Annotated in this window: 8 protein-coding genes; 1 reads left to right on the top strand and 7 read right to left on the bottom strand. The window is 70.5% G+C overall.

Going from position 1 to position 21,217, the window contains the following annotated elements; genetic code table 11:
* Positions 1-159: 159 nt before the first annotated feature.
* The 7 genes from ON34_RS18810 to ON34_RS18780 all read right to left on the bottom strand — a co-directional run bounded on the left by ON34_RS18810 (position 160) and on the right by ON34_RS18780 (position 19,214).
* A complete protein-coding gene (locus ON34_RS18810; RefSeq protein WP_040780967.1) occupies positions 160-978 on the bottom strand; it encodes an ABC transporter permease in 819 nt (272 codons plus the stop codon).
* Positions 978-1,796, bottom strand: a complete 819-nt coding sequence (locus tag ON34_RS18805) for an ABC-2 transporter permease (RefSeq protein WP_040780966.1) — start codon at positions 1,794-1,796, stop codon at positions 978-980. Before ON34_RS18805 ends, ON34_RS18810 begins: the two co-directional genes overlap by 1 nt.
* Positions 1,793-2,788 (bottom strand): ATP-binding cassette domain-containing protein, encoded by a 996-nt coding sequence (locus tag ON34_RS18800; RefSeq protein WP_040780963.1) that lies wholly within the window; start codon positions 2,786-2,788, stop codon positions 1,793-1,795. Before ON34_RS18800 ends, ON34_RS18805 begins: the two co-directional genes overlap by 4 nt.
* Positions 2,785-16,080, bottom strand: coding sequence for a non-ribosomal peptide synthetase (locus ON34_RS18795; protein WP_040780961.1), 13,296 nt, complete (start codon positions 16,078-16,080; stop codon positions 2,785-2,787). The genes ON34_RS18800 and ON34_RS18795 overlap by 4 nt, the downstream gene beginning before the upstream one ends.
* A 198-nt stretch (positions 16,081-16,278) precedes the next feature.
* On the bottom strand, positions 16,279-16,740 hold the full coding sequence (locus ON34_RS18790) for an AMP-binding protein (RefSeq protein WP_040780959.1): 462 nt from the start codon (positions 16,738-16,740) through the stop codon (positions 16,279-16,281).
* A 139-nt stretch (positions 16,741-16,879) separates the two neighbouring features.
* Positions 16,880-17,971 (bottom strand): ABC transporter substrate-binding protein, encoded by a 1,092-nt coding sequence (locus tag ON34_RS18785; protein WP_083889540.1) that lies wholly within the window; start codon positions 17,969-17,971, stop codon positions 16,880-16,882.
* A gap of 436 nt (positions 17,972-18,407) precedes the next feature.
* A complete protein-coding gene (locus ON34_RS18780) occupies positions 18,408-19,214 on the bottom strand; it encodes a VOC family protein (RefSeq protein WP_040780957.1) in 807 nt (268 codons plus the stop codon).
* Between the two features lie 239 nt (positions 19,215-19,453).
* Between ON34_RS18780 and ctaD the strand changes: the two genes are divergently transcribed.
* Positions 19,454-21,193 carry an aa3-type cytochrome oxidase subunit I gene (gene ctaD, locus ON34_RS18775; protein WP_083889539.1) on the top strand — a complete coding sequence of 580 codons (1,740 nt, stop codon included), beginning with the start codon at positions 19,454-19,456 and terminating at the stop codon, positions 21,191-21,193.
* Positions 21,194-21,217: the final 24 nt, after the last annotated feature.

Here is a 21,217-nt window from a genome sequence, read left to right as displayed (position 1 = left end):
TCGTGGATGGGTTCAGGGGCCGCGGTGTCGGACGAGCGAGTCGTATACGGTCCCGCGGTTTCCTGCGGGGCGGCGGCGCTCGTCGTCCTCGATGACGTTAGGAACGGGCGCTCCTGGCGGGCTGGGACCGAGCTGGGAGTCCGCTGTGCGTGTGCGGGTTCACCGCCTGCTGGCCCTGCGATAACCGATGGCCGCGGGCACGGCGAAGAGGACGATCGCGCCGAGTGACCAGGCGAACGTCAGGGTGAGCGGCCGGGCCAGGGGCCCGTCGTAGGCGAGGGCGCGCATGGAGTCGACGGCCACCGACATCGGTTGGTTGCGGACCACGGGCTGGATCCACTTCGGGAAGGCTTGCAGCGGGACGAAGCCGGTGCTGAAGAACATCATCAGCGAGGTGAGGATCGTGATCCCTTCCACCAGCGTCGCTTTCGCCGTGAAGACGGCGACCGCGGTCACGATGGTGGCGAAGGCCAGGCCGAACAGCACCGGGATGAGCAGGAACACGAGGGTCGCCGCGATGCCCTGGTGGAAGCGGAACCCGAGCAGGTAGCCGACCAGGACGACGGCGAAGGTGCACACGACGATGCGGCAGCCCTCCGCGAGGACGCGGGAGGCCAGGCCCGAGGCGCGGTGCACCGGCAGCACCCAGAAGCGGGCGAGCAGGCCCGCGTCGCGTTCGCGGCCGAGCAGGATGCCACCGGCCACCGCGCCGGACAGGGCGGCGACCATGGCCACCATCGGCACCGACCCGTACAGCGCGCTCTCGCCGGTGAACTTCTTGATCTGCCCGCCGATCACGGTGTTCAGCATGACCAACAGCAGGCACGGGATGATCAGCGTCTCCAGCATCGTGACCGGGTTGCGCGCCCAGCGCAGCAGCAGGCGTTGCGTCTGGATCAGCGTGTGCCGCGCCAGCGCCGACATCGACATCTCGGAGCCGGTGTGCAGGTCCTCCCTGCGATCGGTCAGCAGCGCCATCACGCCCTCCTCGAGCTCAACCGGACCGACAGCGGGATGCAGATGATCAGGATGACGATCGCCCATGCCAGCGGCGGCGCCAGCAGCGACCAGGTCACCTCCCCGGCGTTCGGACCCTTGTCACCGGCGAACGCCCGCAAGGCGATGGCCCATTGCGAGACCGGCTGGTTGCGCACGAACGGCTGCACCCACGCGGGGAACTGGTGCGCCGGAGCCAGGCCCGTGGACAGCATGCCGAAGATCAACGGCGGCAGCACCAGCGCCTGCGCGGTCGCCTCCGGGTTGCGCGAGACCGTCCCGATCACGTCTCCCCCCAGCATCAGCGCGAGCCCGATGAGCAAGGAGAACAGCACGAAGCCGGTGGTGTGCGCGGTGTCGAGATAGAAGCGGAATCCGATGACGTGGCCGCAGATCAACGCGGTGATCAGGCCGATGGTGAAGCGGAAGAGATTGCCGGACATGCGCGCCGCGACCGGAACCAGCGGCGGAATCGGCATCGCGCCGAAGCGCCGGTTGAGTCCGGCGACCGAATCGGTGGCGGCGCGGAAGGCCGCCGAGACCGCCGTGAACGCGGCCGCCTGCAACACCACCAGCGGCATCATGAACTGGGCGTAGCTGCTGAACCCCGTGCCGGAGAAGGTCATCACGGTCTTCAGCGGGATGTAGAAGCTGGCGGTGAACGCCGCCGGAGCCAGCACCGAGGTGAGCACCTCGCCGCTTCGGACCGACGGCCCGATCAACCGGGTGGTGAGCACCCACCACTGCTGTGGTCGCAGCGGGGCCGCGCGGGTCTCGGTGAGCCAGGTCGCCGCCGTCACGACACGACCTCCGGCTCAGCGGTCTCCTCGGTCTCCTGCACCGTCGCCAGATGCCCGGTCAGCTCGAGGAAGACGTCGTCGAGCGAGGGTCGGCGCAGCGCGATGTCCACCAGGTCGACGCCCGAGCCGTCCAGTCGGCGCAGCGCCTCGGCGAGCGTCTTCGCGCCGTCCGGCGCCGGTATGGCGATCCGGTCGGATTCGGCGACGAGCGCGGCTCGGTTCTGCTCCGGCAGCAGCGAACCCAGCGCCGCGGCGATGGCGGGCAGGTCGTTCAGATCCAGCGGCACCACCTCGCAGTAGCTGCCTCCGATCCGCGACTTCAACTCGTCGGCGGTGCCCTGGGCGATCACCACGCCGTGGTCGATGACGATGATCCGGTCGCTGAGCGCGTCCGCCTCCTCCAGGTACTGGGTGGTCAGCAGGGTGGTGATGCCCGCCTTCTTGAAGCCGGACACCAGGTCCCAGACGCCCTGCCTGCTGCGCGGATCCAGCCCGGTGGTGGGTTCGTCCAGGAACACCACGTCCGGCCGCACGACCAGACCGCAGGCGATGTCGATGCGTCGGCGCATGCCGCCGGAGTAGGTGCCGACCCGGCGGCCCGCGGCGCGCTCGAGATCGAATTCGGCGAGCAGCTCGTCGGCCCTGGCGCGGGCGGCCCGCTTGCGCAGGCCCATCAGCCTGCCGAACATCACCAGGTTCTCGTAGCCGCTGAGCATGTCGTCGAGCGCGGCGTACTGGCCGGTCAGCATGATGCTGCGGCGCACCGCCGCCGGGTCGGCGACCACGTCGTGCCCGGCGACCACCGCGCGGCCGCGATCCGGGCGGATCAACGTGGACAGAATGTTCACCGTGGTGGTCTTGCCCGCGCCGTTGGGTCCGAGGATGCCGAGCACCTCGCCCGGCTCGGCCGCGAAGTCGACTCCGCGCAATGCCTTGACCGCGCCGAACGATTTCTCGATCCCCTCGACGACGACTCCCTGATCGACGTTCATGCTCGGCCTCCAAGATGTGCGTCGAGCACACGCGCGATGACCGGCAGCACCTGCGGCGCCGTCATCTCGTCGTGCGTGACCTCGATGTCGTGGTTGATGATCTCGCCGGTCACGTACGGCCGCCAGCCGTCCGGACCGAAGATGTCGGAGGTGTCGACGGTCGCGCTGAAGTACACGATGTCGCCGTCGAACACCGGGCGGCGATAACCGGTTCTGGTCCGTGCGGCGGCGTTGTACGACGCGGCCATCCGCTCCAGGGTGGCGGCGTCGACCAGGGAGACCCCGCCGAGCCGTTCCCGGATCAGGTCCGCGGCCTGCTGCGCGGTCGCCTCTTCGGGCACGTCCTGGATGCCGAACACCGAGCCGAACGTGCTGACGAACGAACCGGCGGTGAGCCGCTCGATGCTGTCGCCGTCGATGTCGGCCGTGTCGGCGTCCAGCAGCCCGACCACGCCGACGTCGGCGCCTTCGGCCTTCAGCTTCGTCGCCACCGCGTGCGCGATGAGCCCGCCGAAGGACCAGCCGAGCACGTGGTAGGGGCCTTCCGGTTGCAAGCGGCGGATCTCGCGCACATAGCGGTCGGCGAACTCCTCGATCGAGCGCGCGGGCGGTTCGTTGCCGCTGAGGTCCGGGGCCTGCAGGCCGTAGACCGGACGGCCGGGGGCCAGCGCGTCGGCGAATCCCAGGTAGGTCCACGCCATTCCGGACGAGGGGTGGATGCAGAACAGTGCGGGGTCGTCGCCGCCGAGTCGGATCGGCAGCACCACGTCGAGTCCGAGACCGCCCGCCGCAGGAGTCGCCGGGGGCGCGGTGGCCGCTGCCTCTTCCTCGGCGGCGGTCCGCGCGGCCGGGGTCTGCGCGAAGCGGGCTGCCGCGCCGAGTGTTTCGATCCACAGGTCGGCCAGCTCGGCCACCTCGCCGGTGCCGAGCAGGGTCGAGGGGAAGCCGAAGCTCGCGCGCAGGCGGTCACCGATGACGACGGCGTTCACGTCGATCGCCGATTGCAGGGGCACGTCCGGATGTTCGGCGACGTGCACGTCACCCAGGTCGTCGGTCGGCAGCCAGCCCAGGCCCTCCAGTCCCGCCGGGATGTCGCCGGTGGAGTACCGGCCGAGGTAGTTGAACCCGACCCGGCCGGGGAGGCGTTCCGGGAGCTGCCGCGCTGCCTCGGGGTCGAGGTAGCGCAGCAGGCCGAACCCGATGCCCTTGTCCGGCACCGCGAGCAACTGGTGCTTGACCGCGCGGATCGCCGCACCGAGCGCGGGTCCTCCGGTGAGCGCGTCGTCGATATCGATTCCCGCCAAGTCCAGTCGCACCGGGTAGATGCTGGTGAACCAGCCGATGGTGCGGGACAGGTCGGCGCCGGGCACGACTTCTTCCTGGCGGCCGTGGCCTTCCAGTCGCAGCAGCGCCGTCGGCTCGGTGTCGCGCCAGCGGATCAGCGCCAGGGCCAGGGTGGCCAGCAGCGTGTCGTTGACGCTGCCCTGGAACAGGCCGGGCAGGGTGGTGAGCAGCGCGGTGGTGACCTCGGCGGACACCTCGCGCTCGACCATGTGGAGCGTGCCGGTCTTGTCGATCGCGGGGTCCAGTTCCCGGCCGCCGATCAGCGGGTCGGGTCCGGCGAGAACGTCGTGCCAGTAGGCCAATTCGGCGTGGCGGCGTTCGGAGTGGGCCTCCTCGACCAGGGCGTGCGCCCAGCGTCGCATCGAGGTCCCGGTCTCCGCGAGCACCGGGGTGTTGCCGACCGACACCTGCGCCCAGGCGGCCACCAGGTCCGGCACCAGGATGCGCCAGGAGACGCCGTCGATGACGAGGTGGTGCGCCAGCACGATCAGCCGACCAGCGCCGGTGCGCGCACCCGCCGCGCCCACCGGGTCGAGCCAGACGAATTGCAGCACCGTGCCGTTCGCCGGATCGAGCCGGTCCGCGACGGCGTCCAGTTCGGTCATGGCGAATTCGTGCAGCTCGATCGGCTCGACGGCGTCGAATTCGATGCGGTGCACGAGCGCGTCCACGTCGACCGAGCCGGGCGGGCCGACCACGATGCGCGGACCGTCCTCGCCGTCGGCGGCCAGCCGGGCGCGCAGCATGTCGTGCCGGTCCACCGCGGCGGTGAGCACCGCGACGATCTGGGAGCGCTCGATGCCCACCGGCAACTCCAGCACGGCGGTCTGGGCGAAGCGGTCGTAGTTCCCGCCGCGCTGGAGCATGTAGTGCGCGATCGGCGGCAGCGGCAGGTCGCCGACGCCGCCGCCGGGCAGTTCCTCCAGCGTCACCGCCGCGCCCGCGGCGTCGATCGCCGCGGCCAGCGCCGCCACCGTGCGGTGCTCGAACACCTGCAGCGGAGTGCACGTGATGCCCTGCTGCTTGGCCCGCGACACCAGCTGGATCGCCAGGATGCTGTCGCCGCCGAGCGCGAAGAACGAGTCGTCGGCGCCGACCGGCGTCACGCCGAGCAGTTCGCCGAAGATCGCGGCCAGCTGTTGCTCGGTCGGCGTCGACGGCGCGCGGTACTCGGTGCGGTCGGCGGTGAACTCCGGAGCGGGCAGCGCCTTGCGGTCCAGCTTGCCGACCGCGTTGAGCGGGATCTCGTCCAGCACGACGAACGCCGAGGGCACCATGTAGCCGGGCAGGATGTCGGCGGCGAACGCGCGCACCTTCGCCACGTCGAGCTCGAACCCGGGCGTGCGGACCAGGTAGGCGGCCAATGCGGTCGCCCCGGTGGGGCCTGGCACGCCGAGCGTCACCGCGAAATCCACGCCATCGGCGCGGCCGAGCACCGCGTCGATCTCCCCGAGCTCGATGCGCTGGCCGCGGACCTTGACCTGGAAGTCGGTGCGGCCCAAGTACTCCAGCTCGAGACCCGCGTCGGTACGGATCCAGCGCACCAGATCGCCGGTGCGGTACATCCGTTCGCCCGCCGCCCCGAACGGGTCGGCCATGAAACGCGCGGCGGTCAGGCTCGCTCGGGCGTGGTAGCCGCGGGCCAGCGATGGTCCGGCGAGGTAGAGTTCGCCCGCCACGCCCACCGGGACCGGGCGCAGCCGGTCGTCGAGGACCAGCACGGCGGCTCCGTGCACGGGCGTGCCGATGGTGACCGGCGAGCCCAGCTCCAGCGGTCCCGAACCGGTTGCCCAGATGGTGGATTCGGTCGGACCGTACAGGTTGACCATGGTGCGCCCGGTGGCCCAGCGTTCGACCAGTTCGGCGCCGACCGCCTCACCGGCCACCGCGAGCACCCGCACGCTGGTCACCTCGCCGGGATCGAGCGTGGCCAGCGCGGACGGCGTGATCACCATGTGCGTGACGCGCTCGGCGTCGATCAATTCGGCGAGTGCGCCGCCGCCGAACACCTCCGGCGGCGCGATCACCGACGCGCCACCGGAACCGAACGCCATGATCGCCTCGAACACCGAGGCGTCGAAGCTCGGCGACGCCACGTGCAGTACCCGGGAGTGCTCGTCCACGCCGAGCGCGGTCTGTTGCGCCGCGACGAGATCGGCGAGGCCGCGGTGGGAGACCGAGACGCCCTTCGGTGTGCCGGTGGAACCGGAGGTATAGATCATCCACGCCGCGTTGTCCGGCCGGATGGGGCCGGGCAGTTCCCGCTCGTCCAGTGGGCGGCTGCTCGCGGCGCCCCAGCGTTCCACCAGGGCGAGGTCGTCGAGCACCAGCCAATTCGTGCTGTCGGGCAGCATCGGGCGGTACGCGGCCAGGGTGAGGCCGAGCGTCGCGCCGGAGTCGGTGAGCATGTGGTCGATGCGCTCGACCGGATGCTTCGGATCGACCGGCAGGAACGCCGCACCGGCCTTCGCGGCGGCCCACATGCCGGTGAGCAGCTCCGCCGAGCGCGGAAGTCCCAGCGCCACCACGGTTTCCGGGCCCGCGCCCGACTCGAGCAGGATGCGGGCGAGACGATTGGCGTGCGCGTCGATCTCCCGATACGTGGTGGTGTATCCGCTCGCCACGATGGCGGGCCGCTCCGGGTACCGCTGCGCCGTCTCGGCCAGCATGCGCGGAAGCGTGGTGGTTCCTGCGGTTTCGGGACCGCGCACCGGCACCAGCATGGCGCGTTCGATGTCATCGAGGATGTCGATATCGGCGATGCGCACGTCGGGTCGCGCCAGAACGGTCGCCAGCACGCGACGCCACCGGGCGGCGAACGCGGCCACCGTCGCCTCGTCGAACAGATCCGTCGCGTAGGTCAGCACGCCGTCGATGCCCTCCGGGACGCTCTCGCTGAACCGCTCGCGCAGATCCAGGGTCAGGTCGAACTGGGAGGCGTTGCGGTCGAAATCCTCCACCTCGAAACGCAAGCCTGGCAGCTCCAGCACCGGTTCGACGAAGTTCTGCAACGACAGCGATACCTGGAACAGCGGATGGTGCGCGGTCGAGCGTGGCGGGTCCAGCACCTGGACCAGGCGCTCGAACGGAACGTCCGCGTTGGCGAAGGCGTCCAGATCCGTGGACCGGACCGTGTCCAGGAACGCCGCGAAGCCGACTGCGGGGTCGACCGGCGTGCGCAGGGCCAGGGTATTGACGAACATGCCGACCAGCTGGTCGAGCGCCTCCTCGCCGCGACCGGCGACCGGGGTGCCGATCAGCACGTCATCGGTGCCGCCGAGCCGGGCCAGCAGCACCGCGAGCGCGGCGTGCACCACCATGAACGGGCTGACGTGCTGCGCCGCCGCGAAATCGACCAGGGCGCTGTGGGTTTCGGCGTCGACGGTGAAATCGAGATCGGCGCTGCGCATGGTCTGCACCGCGGGCCGCGGACGATCGGAGGGCAGCTCGAGGACGTCGGGCGCGCCCGCCAGGGTCTCGCGCCAGAACCGGATCTGGCGTGCCGCGGTCGATTCCGGGTCCGCCTCGTCGCCGAGCACCTCGCGATGCCAGAGCGCGAAGTCGGCGTACTGCACCGGCAGCGGGACGCGGGTGGCGTGCCCGCCGCTGGACCGCTCCGCGTACGCGGCGGCCAGGTCGGCGGCCAGCGGCGCCATGGACGCGCCGTCCGCGCTGATGTGGTGCACAACCAGCACGACCACGTGCACCGGCGGAGTCGCCGACATCGATTCGGCCGCCGCGTAACTCGACGAGACCGGGGCGGTCCCGGCCGGGGCGGACGCGACAGGGGCTTCTCCGGTGGAGGGACCCGACGACACCGGCGCGGCACTGGCGGACGGTTCCGCCGGTCCGTGGATCCGGAACAGGCCGACCCGCAGCGGCGGCTGTGTGGCCAGGTCGAATCCGGTGCCGGCCAGCTCGGAGATGCGCGCGCGCAGCGGCGCGCCGTCCTCGGTGTCGACCACCGGCATGGCGGGCACGGCCACGTCGGCGCCGACCACCACCTGGCGCGGTCCCTCCGCGTCGGCGGGATAGAGCGTGCGCAGGCTCTCGTGCCGCTGCACCACGTCGACCAGCGCGGCATGCAGGGCCGCGACATCCAGGTCGCCGGTGAGCCGCAGCGCCACCGCGATGTTGTAGGCGGGCGACGCCGGATCCATCCGGTTGAGCACCCACATGCGCTGCTGCGCCGGGGACAGCGGAACGCGGTCCGGGCGAATCCGCGGCGCGAGGGCGAACCGGCCCGGCGCCCCGGTCGCGGGCACGACCCGGGCGGACAGCTGGGCCACCGTCGGCGCGTCGAACAGATCACGCAGCGCGATCCGCGACCCGAGCGCCGCGTTCACCCGCGCCACCACCTTGGTCGCGCTCAGCGAGTTGCCGCCGAGCTCGAAGAACGACTGGTCGACGCCGACCCGCTCGCGGTCGAGCACCTCGCCGAACACCGCGGCCACCGCTTCCTCGACCGGCGTGCGCGGCGCGAGGTAGGCGCGGTGGGTCTGGGAGAAGTCCGGTACCGGAAGCGCTTTGCGATCCAGCTTGCCGACCGGCGTGAGCGGAATCGAGTCGAGCACGACCAGGTACCCGGGCACCATGTACCCCGGCAGCTCGGCGGCCACCTGGGCGCGCAGCCGCTCCACGTCCAGCAGCACGCCCTCGGCGGGCAAGACGTACGACACCAGGACCGTGGTCCCGGCCGGGCCGGTGCGCCCGATGGTGACCGCGTACTCGACCTCGTCGTCCCGGGACAGCACCGCGTCGATCTCGCCCAGCTCGATCCGCAGGCCGCGGATCTTGACCTGGAAGTCGCTGCGGCCCAGATATTCCAGTTCGAACTCGCCGTCGGGCCCGGTCACCCAGCGCACCATGTCGCCGGTGCGATACATGCGGCCGCCGGATTCGCCGAACGGATCGGCGACGAAACGGCTCGCCGTCATCTCGAACCGGTTGAAGTAGCCGCGCGCGAGCGCGGGACCCGCCAGATAGAGCTCACCGGGCACGCCCACCGGCACCGGCCGCAGCCAGGAGTCCAGCACCATGGTGGCGGCGCCGCGGATCGGTCCGCCGATCGTGATGGGTTCGCCGGGGACGAGTTCGCCAGGACCCGTCGCCCATATGCTGAACTCGGTGGGGCCGTACAGGTTCACCATGCGCCTGCCGGGCGCCCAGCGCTCGATCAGCTCCGGCGTCGCCGCCTCGCCCGCGACCGCGAGCACGCGCAGCTGGTCCAGGCCGGTGGGTTCCATGGTGGCCAGCGCCGACGGCGTGATCACCGCGTGGGTGACCCGCTGGTCGCGCAGCAGCTGTTCCAGTTCCGCGCCGCCGTAGACGTCCGGCGGCGACACCACCAGCCTGCCGCCCGCGCCGTGCGCGGTGAGCAGTTCGAACACCGAGGCGTCGAAGCTGGGCGAGGCCACCTGCAGCGCGCTGGCGGTGTGGTCGAGATCGAGTGTCTCGCGTTGCGCGGCAACCAGATTCGCGATGCCGCGATGGCTGAGCAGCACGGCTTTCGGCTTCCCGGTGGAGCCGGAGGTGTAGATCAGGTACGCCGTCTGGTCCAGGTCGATGGGCCCGCCGCGCTCGGCGTCGGTGATCGGCGCGTCCGAGACCGTCATCGCCCGGCGCAGGGTGTTGAGGTCGTCCAGCAGCAGCCAGTCGATCGAGCCGGGCAGGTTCTCACCGGTCGCGGTGACCGTCACGCCGATCGGCGCCTTGGAGTCGGTGAGCATGTGCTCGATGCGCTCCACCGGATAGTTCGGGTCCAGCGGAGCGAACGCGGCGCCGGTCTTGGCCAGCGCCCACACCGCGACCACCGATTCCAGCGACCGGGTCAGCGCCAGCACGACGAACACCTCGCGTCCGACACCCCGGCGCAGCAGCACCCGGGCGAAGCGGTTGGACCAGGCGTCGAGTTCGCCGTAGGACATGGTGAGCTCACCGGCGGTGACCGCGATCGCGTCCGGATCGATCCGCGCGCCCGCGGTCAACAGCTCGGGCAATGTGGCCGACCACGCCGACTCCGGGCCGCGCACCGGCAGCAGCGCGGCGCGCTCGGCGTCGTCGCAGTACTGCAGCTGGGAGACCAGCGCGCGCGGATTGTCGGCGAGCTGGGTGAGCAACCGGACGAAGCGATCCAGCAGCGGCCGGGCCGCCTCGGGCGGAAGCTGGTCGGTCAGGTATTTCAGGGTGATCCGCAGCGTGTCCTGCCCGTCGGCGCCGCGCAACGGAATCACCATGAGGTTCAACGGATACGGCGTCGCGTCGGTGCCTTCCACGTCCAGCACCCGCATGCCCGCGATGTCCAGGGCCTGCGACAGCGCCTCCCGGTCGATCGGGTAGGACTCGAACACGGTGAGGGTGTCGAACAGTTCGGGCAGGCCGACCGCCTGGTGGATGGCGGCCAAGCCGATGTGCTGATGATCCAGCAGACGCGCCTGCTCGGACTGCACGCGGGCGAGCAGGTCGGCCACCTTCTCCGCCGGGTCCAGCCGCACCCGCACCGGCAGCGTGTTGATGAACAGCCCGACCATCTCCTCGACCCCGGCCAGTTCCGGCGGCCTGCCCGAGACGGTGCCGCCGAACACCACGTCGGTGCGGCCGGTGAGCATGGCCAGCAGCATCGCCCACGCGGCCTGCACCAGGGTGTTCACCGTGGCGCCCGCTTCCCGGCCCGCGGTCTCCAGCCCGGCCACGGTGGCGCGGGACAGATCGACCGACAGCATGCCGGTTTCGATCGATTCGATTCCGGCCAGGGTCGGCACCGCGCGCGTCGGGGTGTCCACGCCCGCCAGCGAATCAGCCCATGCCGCGAGCGATTCCGCGTCATCCCTGGTCCGCAGCCAGGTCAGGAACTCGCGATAGGAGTGCGCGGGCGGCAACGCGGAGGCGTCGCCGTCGGTGACGTAGAGCGTGAGCAGCTCGCGCACCAGCAGTGGTGTGGACCAGCCGTCCAGCACCAGGTGGTGGTTGGTGAGCAGGAAGCGGTAGGTGTCGGGGGCGATCCGCAGCAGCGTGCAGCGCAGCAGCGGTGGACGGGTCAGCTCGAACCGGGTGCGCGCGTCCATCGCGATCAGGCGATCGATCTCGCGGGCGCGCTCCACCTCGTCGGCGATACCGGTGAGATCGGCCTCGTGCCATTCGACCTCCGCGTCGGCCAGGACCAGCTGGCGCGGACCGTCCTCGGTCTCGGCGAACGCGACGCGCAGGTTCTCGTGCCGGGTCACCAAAGCCTGTGCGGCGCGGCGCAATCGGGCCGAGTCCACGGTGCCGGACAGGGTGAGCAGCGACTGCACGGTGTAGCCGTCGGCGGTGTCGGAGTCGTAGAGCGCGTGGAAGAGCAAGCCGTACTGCAACGGCGAGAGCGGCCACACGTCGACGAGATTCGGGTAGTCGCGCTCCCAGGTCTCGATCTGCGCCTGGGTGACGGCGACCAGATCGAAGTCCGACGGGGTGCGTCCGCCCGCCCCGGCGGATTCGGCGTGCTCGGCGAGGGCGCCGAGGGCCTGGGTCCACAGCGCGGCGAGTTCCGCGAGGTCCGCTTCCTCGAACAGCCGGGTGGCGTAGGCCCAGGTCACTTCGAGGCCGGAATCGGTATGGACAGCGTTGATGTCGACCGCCGCGGCCAGCGGGGCGCGATCGTCCTGGGTCGCGGCGAAGCGGCGCGGCAGCCAGGGCTCCGCGTCGCCGCCGGTGGCCGCGCGGCCGAGGTAGTTGAAGCTGACCTGCGGGGTCGGCGCGTCCGCGAGCGCCGCCGCCGTCTCGGGGACCAGGTAGCGCAGCATGCCGAACCCGATGCCCTTGTCCGGCAGGGCACGCAGCTGTTCCTTGGTCGCCTTGATCGCGGCGCCCGCCGCGGCGCCACCCGCGAACGCGTCCGCCGGATCGATTCCGGTCAGGTCGATGGCGACGGGGTAGACGGTGGTGAACCAGCCCACCGTGCGCGCGATGTCGGCGCCGGGCAGGATGGACTCCTCGCGGCCGTGGCCTTCCAGGGTGAACAGTGCAGAGGTGCGTCCGCGCCAGCGGGCCACCGCCAGCGCGAGCGCGGCGAGCAGCACGTCGTCGGCGCCGCAGTGGAATCGGTCGGGTGCGATGGTGAGCACGGCCCGCGCGATCTCCTGCGGCACTACCGTGGTCAGATGGGCCATGGTGGCGACCACGTCGAGGTCGGGGTCCAGCGGCGCGGAGCCGAGCGCCGGATCCGGCGTGGCCAGAATGCCTTGCCACAGCGGCAGTTCCGCGACCCGAGTGGCGGCGTGCTCGCGCTGGCCGTGCGCCCAGCGCCGGAACGAGGTGCCGACCGGCGCGAGCTCGCCGCCCAGTGCGGCGGTGGCCAGATCCGGCAGCAGGATGCGCCAGGAGACGCCGTCGGTGACCAGATGGTGCAGTACCAGCCACAGCAGCGGCGCGGCGTCCGCGCGCTCGATCCACACGAAGCGCGCCAGGACGCCGGACTCCGGGTCGAGTTGGTCGGCGGCGCGCTGCAATTCGCGTTCGCAGGTCGCCTCGAGTTCCGCGTCGGCGGTCACGACCTCGAGCAGGCCGTCGGCGTCGACCGAGCCGGGTTCGGCGACCACCCAGCGCCAGCCGTCACCGGTGCGGCGCAGCGTCGAGCGCAGCAGGTCGTGCCGGTCGAACAGTGCTTGCACCGCGGCGACCAGCTGCGCGCGTTCGATACCGGCGGGCAGCTCGATGAGTACGGCTTGGGCGAACCGCCGCCAGGTGTCGCCGTGGTCGAGCATCGCGTGCACGATCGGGGTGAGCTCCACCGGACCGACCCCGCCGCCGGGCAGTTCGCGCACCTCCCCGGTCGGAACGTCGGTGGCGACCGCGGCCAGCGCGGCGACGGTCTTGCGCTCGAAGACATCCCGCGCGCTGAATCCGATCCCGGCCGCCTTGGCGCGCGACACCAGCTGGATCGAGACGATGCTGTCGCCGCCGAGCGCGAAGAAGCTTTCGTCCACGCCCACCGCGTCCAGGCCGAGCACCTCCGCGAACAGCGCGGCGAGCGCCTGCTCGCGCGGCGTGGACGGCGGCCTGCTCGTGACCGTGCGCGCGCCGAACTCCGGCGCGGGCAGCGCTTTGCGGTCCACCTTGCCGAGCGGGGTGAGCGGGAGGCTGTCGAGCACCATGACCACGGCGGGCACCATGTACGCCGGAAGCGTTTCTCCCGCAGCTGCTTTCAGTGCCTCAGGGTGCACTTCTGCGCCCGGCTTCGGCAGCACGTAGGACACGAGTGCGGTCGCGCCCGACCCGGTTTCGACGCCCAGGGTCAGCGCGAAGTCGACGGCGGGATGCCGTTGCAGGGCGGCGTCGATCTCGCCCAGTTCGACGCGGAAGCCGCGCACCTTCACCTGGAAATCGCTGCGGCCCTGGTACTCCAGTTCGATCCGGCCGTCCTGCTCGACCCAGCGCACCAGGTCGCCGGTGCGGTACATCCGCTCGCCGGTCGCGTAGGGGTTGGCCACGAAACGGTCGGCGGTGAGCCCGTTGCGCCGGTGGTAGCCGCGCGCCACGCCGGGACCGGCGAGGTAGAGCTCACCGGTGGTGCCGGGCGGCAGCGGCCGCAGCCACGGATCGAGCACCACGGCCGACACGTCGCGGGCCAGACCGCCGATGGTGACCGGCGCGTCGGGCGTCAGCGGGGCGCTGAGCGTCACGGTCACCGTGGTCTCGGTGGGACCGTAGCCGTTCAACAGGGTGCGGCCGGACCACTTCATGACCAGTTCCGGCGGGCAGGCGTCTCCGCCGACGATGACGGTCCGCAGATCGGGCAGCGTCGCCGGGTCCAGCGATCCCACGACGGCCGGGGTGACATTGAGGTGGGTGACGCGGTGCGCGCGCAGCACCTGTGCGAGCTCCTCACCCGCGTACGCCGACGGCGGCACCACGGCCAGGGTCGCGCCCGCGGCGAGCGTGACCAGGATTTCCTCGACCGAGATGTCGAAGCTGGGCGAGACGGCATGCGCCACAACGGAATCCGCGTCGATGCCGAACCCCGCCCCGGAACTGGCGACCAGATTCGCCAACCCGCGATGCGTCACCAGCACGCCCTTGGGCAATCCGGTGGAGCCGGAGGTGTAGATGATGTACGCGACCTGGTCCGGGTGCGTCGCCGCGGTTCGCTCGGCCTCGATGAGCGCGGCGTCGTCCTGTCCGGCCAAGGTGCGCTCGGCGCTCTCGTCGTCGAGGATCAGCCAGGACACCCGGTCCGGCAACGACTTTCGCGCCGCCGCGACCGTGATCCCCGCGACGACCCCGCTGTCGCCGACCATGTGCTCGATCCGGTCGGCCGGATACGTCGGGTCGATCGGCACGAACGCCGCCCCGGTCTTGGCCACCGCGATCGTCGCCAGCACCGACCGGATCGAACGCGGGATCGAGATCGCGACGGTGCGCTCTGGCCCGGCGCCCGCGGCGATCAGCACCCGGGCCAGGCGGTTGGTGTATTCGTCGATCTCGCGGTAGGTCAGCGCGGTCCCGCCTTCGACCAGCGCCGTCGCCTGCGGATCGCGGGCAGCGCCCGAGGCGAGGATCGCGGGCAGCGTCCGCGGTGTGACGCCCGCGGCGCCGCGCGCGGGAGCGTACCGCGCGAGCTCCTCGTCCGACAGCACCGAGACGGCCGTCAGCGGCGCATCCGGCCCGGCGGCGAGGAAGCGGTGCAGGAACGACAGGAACCGGCGGTGCTGTGCGGCCAGTTCGGCGTCGCTGTAGAGGTTGCCGTTGGCCTGGAAGTCGATATGCGTGCTCTCGCCGCCGACGCCCGGATACAGGTTGACGAACAGGTCATCGATCAACCCCGAGGTCAGCACGTGCAGCCGTCCGGTGACCGGGCCGAGCTGAATCCTGGTGTCGACCATCATCAGGTTCACCGAGGGGCCGAACGACCCGGTCTCGTCCATCGGCCAGCCGAGGTCGCGGAAGATGTCCTCTTGGCGGTAGCGCTGCCTGCGCAGCGCTCCGGTCAGCTCCCCCTGGGCGGCCCGGATCACGTCGCCGACGGTCGTCGTGGGCTCCAGGCGCAGCCGCAGCGGGACGACGTTGGCGATCATGCCGCCCGAACGCCGCAGCGTCGCCGTGGTGCGGGCCGACACCGGAAGACTCAGCACGACCTCCGGCGAGCCGGTCATGGCGGACAGGTACGCGCCGAAGGCCGCCACCACGGTGGGTGCGACACCGGAGGACACCTGCTCGGCGACGGCGTCCAGCATCCACGCGGTGTCGGCGGGCAGGTCACCCTCGACCCGGCGCGGATGCCCATCCACGCCCGCGGTGCGGCCGGCCAGGTTCACCGGGTCGGCCATGCCGTCGAGATGGTCCAGCCAGTACTCCTGGTCGGCGGTGAACCGGTCCGAACTGCGGTAGGCCAGATCGGCCTCGACGATCTTGCGCAGGTCCTCCGCTTTCGCGGGTGGTGGTTCGCGACCTTCGATGGCGGCGTTGTAGAGCTCGCCCGTGCGCTGCACCACGGTCAACGCGCCCATGCCGTCGAGCACGATGTGGTGGATCCGCGAATACCAGAACCAGCGCTCGGCTCCGACGCGCAGCATGGCGATGCGCACCAGCCGGTCGCGGGTCAGCTCGAGCGGGGTCTCGTACTCGGCCCGCATCCAGGCGTGGGCCGCGGCGTCCGGGTCGGGTTCGGCGCGGAAATCGATGATCTCCAGGCTGTCGTCGAGGGTGGTGTCGACGAATTGGAACGGATGTCCCTCCACCTCGACCAGGCGCAGGTAACCGGTGCCGAACTCCCGCCCGGCCCGACGCGCCGAACGCGCGAGCAGGTCGACGTCTATCGGTCCGTTCAGTTCGACGTACTGGGCGATGGATATCGGAGTGGCACCGGCGACATGCTGGGCGAACCAGATGCCGCGCTGCGCCGCCGAGAGGGCGAAGGCTCCCTCGGGAAGGACTGTGTCCGTTTCTTTCGCCGAAAGGGAAGGCTGTTGCATGACGTGTCCTACGTTCTGACCGCGGTCGGGCTACCCAGGAATGACCGCCAGTAGCCACCGCGGTACCGGTAGTACCTGCCGCCGCACAGATCGCGGCAACTCAATTCTGAACCGGTGCGGTCGGCGCTGCGGGGGTATTGCACACACTGCGCGACCCGAACATCACTGTTCGGGCCGCGCGAGCAGGGGTGTGCCCGGTCAGGCGGATGCCGGGAGAGAATCCAGGTCGACCGCGCGCAGCGGCGCATCGGAACCGGTGAGGTAGCGCTGCAGGGTGGAGCGCTCGTCCAGCACCAGCCAGGCGATCCCGTCGGCCGATTCCGGCCGCTCGTCCTTGGTGGTGATACCGACCGTGGTACCGAGGACGAAGGAGCCGTCATCGGTGACCGGCACCGTGACGGCCCCGATCTTGGTGGCGGCCCGCTCGGCCACGACGGACTCGATCGGGTGGTCGATCGCCACCGCGACACGGGCGCCCGGGCCCGCGCCGAGCTCGAGCAGCAGGCGGGCCATCCGGTTGGACCAGCGGTCCAGTTCGGCGTAGGTGAGGTCGCAATCGGCGGTGGACACCACGACCGCGCCCGGATCGACCTCGGCGACGGGCTGGGCCAGCGGCAGGACGTAGAGGTTGTCGGCGAGCGGAGCGGTCAGCGTGTGCATGTCGTGTCCTCGAGTGTCGGATGAGAGGTGTTTCGCGCACCTCTAAATCTCGTCCTCGAGCGGGGCTTCCGACAGCAACCCCAGCGGTGGTCCGCGCACTCCCAGGGTGGGGCAAACCTCACCCAGGGTGGGGTGGAGCTCAGTCGTTCACGTAGCCGTTGAGCGTGGCGCGCAGATCGGTGAGCATGGCACGGGCGGCGGTGAGGCCGTCGCCGTGCCAGACGGTGTCCTCGACGGCGAACACCCGGCGATCGGTGGCGGCGGAGAGTTCCTTCCAATCGTCGGTGCGCATGACGGCTTCGCCGTGCTTCTTCCCCTCGGGACCCGCCAGGATCACGTAGATGACGTCGCCCTCCACCTTGGTGGCGAACTCGTCCGCCGCCACCTCGAACGAGGCGCCCCGCTGGGCGGCGGGACGCTGTACGCCCACGTCGCCCAGCACCTGGCCCGCGAAGCTGTCGCCGCCCTGCACCTGGTTGGCGTCGGCGGTGAATCGGAGAACCGACGCCTGGGTTTGCCCCGCCGCCAAGGCGGTGCCGGTGTCCTTCACCTCGGTGCGATAGTTCTGCAGCGCGACCTCCGCGGCCTCGCGACGCCCCAAACCCGCTGCGAACGCGGCGAATTCGGCCTGCCAGCTGGTGTTCGCGCCGACCAGCACGGTGGGAGCGATGGCTTGCAGCGCGGCGAAACTCGCCGCGCCCGTCGGGATCTCGCCGAGGATCAGGTCGGGATGCAGATCGGCGATCCGGGCCGGATCCGGTGCCTGTGCGGTACCGACACCGGGAATCTTCAGCACGCCGGTGCCGAGATAGGCGGGCTGTGGACTCGGCCCCTCGATGGTCACCGTGCCCACCACCCGCTCCCAGAGACCGAGCGCGCAGACCGCGTCCAACGCGGAGGTGGTCAGCACGACGACGCGCTGGGGGTCGGCGGGCACCTCCGAGACGCCCGACGCATGCGTGACACTGCGGGTGGCCCCGCTCGCCGGGTCCGGCGCACTCGGCAGCGCGCACGCCCGGGTGGTGTCGCGCTCCAGCCCGACCACCCCCGCGCCCGCGATGTTCGTGGTGGTGCGCACGATGGAGACGTCGTCGTCGCTCTTCCCGCCACACCCCGCCGCGAGAACGGTCGCGCACAACGCGGCGACGGCGACCACCCTGCGGCCCGCCCAGGCGGCGTGTGCGGAAGAGGCTGTGCGGTTTCGGAGACGAACGACGGCGCTCAGCGGCATGCCGGTGAGGGTACCGTGTTCGATTTGCAGCGCCTGCGGCGCTGCGTGTTCGCGGCCCCCTTGTGGCTCGCGTCCGAGCGACCGCCGCTGGCGACTTCGTCGCGGACGCGGCGGCCGCTCGGACGCGAGCCGGGCCGCGAACGGGCAATGCTCGATCTCGCTGCGCTCGAAAGTCGGAGCCGGTCCGATGTGGTTGCGTCGCGCTGTAACTGCGGATATCGGCTTTCACGCAGCCGACCGCGCACGCTCCAGTGCCGATCGTGGTCTCGGTGGTCCCGTGCATGTTGCACAGATTGCGGCCGGGCGCCCACCCGCTCGGGGGCGACAGGTTAGGCACGAATCCGAGAGTCGGTAGCACCACCCAGCTCGCGTGCGTGCGGCTGACCGCCATAGGGGACCAGAGCGACGAATACGCAGCGCACCGGACAGATGCTCCTCAGGCCTTGTTTCCGCCGATGCTGAAGCGGGCGCCGGTGGCGTCGGTTACTGATGCCATTCGGCCGTATGGGGTGTCTTCGGCGGGTGTCAGTACCGAGCCGCCCAGCTCGACGACCCGCTCGACGGTCTTGTCGACGTTGTCGGCGCCGAAGTAGACGGTCCAGCCTGCGGGTGCGCCTTCGGGCAGGTAGGTCGAGGCGTCCATGACGCCGCCGAGCATCGGGCTCTGCGCGTGGATCGTGGTGTAGCGGAACTCCGGGACGTCGGAAATGGTGAAGACGTCCGACCAGCCGAAGACACCCCGGTAGAACGCCAGCGAGGCGTCGTAGGCACGGGTGTGCAGCTCGAACCAGGACGGCGCGCCCGCGTGTTCGCGCCACTGTCCGCCGGAGACCAGGCCCATCGTCTCGAACCCGGGGAACGTCCCGGCCTGCCAGATGCCCACGCCCGCGCCGCCGACGTCGCCGAGCACGGCCATCGTGCCCAGATCGCCGACCCGCATCACGGGCACGACCAGCGACGCTCCCGCGGCGACAGCCGCGTCCGCGGTCGCTTGCGCGTCCGGGCTGGCCAGATACACCGTCCACTGTTCCGGGCTGTCGGTGTCGCCCGGCATCCTGCCCATCGCGCCCGCTACCGCACGGCCGTCCTTGCGGAAAGTGATGTACCCGCCGAACTCCGCCCCTGCCTGTTCGGCGGTCCAGCCGAACAGGTCGCGGTAGAACGCGGTACTCCGCTCGGGATCGGAGGTGTAGAGATCGACCCAGCAGGGGTCGCCGGGCTTGGTGTCGTTCGGATCGGTCATCGCTGGTCTCCTGGCTGCGGTGGAGGTCTGTCACCGATAGAGACGGCAGCGGCCCGGCGTTCTCATCGGTGCGCGGGCGCACCGTGGAAATACGACAGAGAGTAGGACCCGATCGGCCCGCGCGACAGGCACCGTTTACGATTCGATGAGCGCAAGCGAACTGTCGTCTGTCCCGCATCGGGATCGATGCGATCAGCGGAGCCTGCGGAGCGACCTAAAGGCACCTTTCAGGAGGATCAGTGACTGCCGTAGAGCCCCAGCCAGTCCCTCAGTTGGAAGCGACTCGGCCTTATCCGGCTCGGACCGGGCCGAAGGGCTCGTTCATCTACAAGATGGTCACCACCACGGACCCCAAGGTCCTCGGTGTCATGTACTTGACCACGTCGATGGCGTTCTTCCTCATCGGTGGCCTGATGGCGCTGCTGATGCGTGGTGAGCTGGCGCGGCCCGGCCTGCAGTTCCTCTCGCCCGAGCAGTTCAACCAGCTGTTCACCATGCACGGCACGATCATGCTGCTGTTCTACGCAACCGCGATCGTGTTCGGCTTCGCCAACATCATCCTGCCGTTGCAGATCGGCGCCCCCGACGTCGCCTTTCCTCGACTGAACGCCTTCAGCTACTGGCTGTACGCGTTCGGCGCGAGCATGGCGACCGCGGGCTTCATCACCCCGGGCGGCGCCGCGGACTTCGGCTGGACGGCGTACGTGCCGCTGACCGACATCCTGCACTCGCCCGGCGTCGGCACCGACCTGTGGATCCTGGGTCTGGCGGTCTCCGGTCTCGGCACCATCCTCGGCGGCGTGAACATGCTGACCACCGTCGTCTGCCTGCGCGCTCCCGGCATGACCATGTTCCGGATGCCGATCTTCACCTGGAACATCGCCGTCACCAGCGTCCTCGTGCTGCTGGCCTTCCCGCTGCTGACCGCCGCGCTGTTCGGCCTGGCCTACGACCGCCACCTCGGCGGCCACATCTACGACCCCGCGACCGGCGGCATCCTGCTCTACCAGCACCTGTTCTGGTTCTTCGGCCACCCCGAGGTGTACATCATCGCGCTGCCGTTCTTCGGCATCGTCTCGGAGATCTTCCCGGTCTTCTCGCGCAAGCCGATCTTCGGTTACACCACGCTGGTCTACGCCACCCTGGGCATCGCGGCCCTGTCCATCGCGGTGTGGGCGCACCACATGTACGCCACCGGCGCGGTGCTGCTGCCGTACTTCTCGTTCATGACCTTCCTCATCGCGGTCCCCACCGGCGTGAAGTTCTTCAACTGGATCGGCACCATGTGGCGCGGCCAGCTGACCTTCGAATCACCGATGCTGTTCTCCATCGGCTTCATCGTCACCTTCCTCTTCGGTGGTCTGTCCGGCGTCATCCTGGCCAGCCCGCCGCTGGACTTCCACGTCACCGACTCCTACTTCGTGGTCGCCCACTTCCACTACGTGCTGTTCGGCACCATCGTGTTCGCCACCTACGCGGGCATCTACTTCTGGTTCCCGAAGATGACCGGACGCATGCTCGACGAGCGCCTGGCCAAGTGGCACTTCTGGACCACCTTCATCGGCTTCCACACCACCTTCCTGGTGCAGCACTGGCTGGGCGCGGAGGGCATGCCCCGCCGCTACGCCGACTACCTGCCCAGCGACGGCTTCACCACGCTGAACACGATCTCCACGATCGGCGCTTTCGTGCTCGGCGCCTCGATGCTGCCGTTCCTGTGGAACGTCTTCAAGAGCTACCGCTACGGCGAGGTGGTCACCGTGGACGACCCGTGGGGTTACGGCAACTCGCTGGAGTGGGCCACCACCTGCCCGCCGCCGCGGCACAACTTCTACGAGCTGCCGCGCATCCGCTCCGAGCGGCCCGCCTTCGAACTGCACTACCCGCACATGGTCGAGCGCATGCGCGCCGAAGCCCACGTCGGCTGGGGCTCGGGCAAGCACGCCGTCGAGGTCCACGAAACGGTCGGGGCCAAGTAGGCGGTCCTCCGGTGCGGCCTCCGG

The organism is Nocardia pneumoniae NBRC 100136, assembly GCF_000308755.1.
Lineage (GTDB): Bacteria > Actinomycetota > Actinomycetes > Mycobacteriales > Mycobacteriaceae > Nocardia > Nocardia pneumoniae.
Note: the sequence above shows the minus strand (reverse complement) of the source record. Positions and strands in the feature narration are given on the sequence as shown.

Excerpts from the sequence above, each read along its gene's own strand:
- ON34_RS18780 (WP_040780957.1), bottom strand. The coding sequence starts at position 19,214 with ATGACCGATCCGAACGACACCAAGCCCGGCGACCCCTGCTGGGTCGAT.
- ON34_RS18800 (WP_040780963.1), bottom strand. The coding sequence starts at position 2,788 with ATGAACGTCGATCAGGGAGTCGTCGTCGAGGGGATCGAGAAATCGTTC.
- ON34_RS18790 (WP_040780959.1), bottom strand. The coding sequence starts at position 16,740 with ATGCACACGCTGACCGCTCCGCTCGCCGACAACCTCTACGTCCTGCCG.
- ON34_RS18785 (WP_083889540.1), bottom strand. The coding sequence starts at position 17,971 with ATGCCGCTGAGCGCCGTCGTTCGTCTCCGAAACCGCACAGCCTCTTCC.
- ON34_RS18810 (WP_040780967.1), bottom strand. The coding sequence starts at position 978 with ATGGCGCTGCTGACCGATCGCAGGGAGGACCTGCACACCGGCTCCGAG.
- ON34_RS18795 (WP_040780961.1), bottom strand. The coding sequence starts at position 16,080 with ATGCAACAGCCTTCCCTTTCGGCGAAAGAAACGGACACAGTCCTTCCC.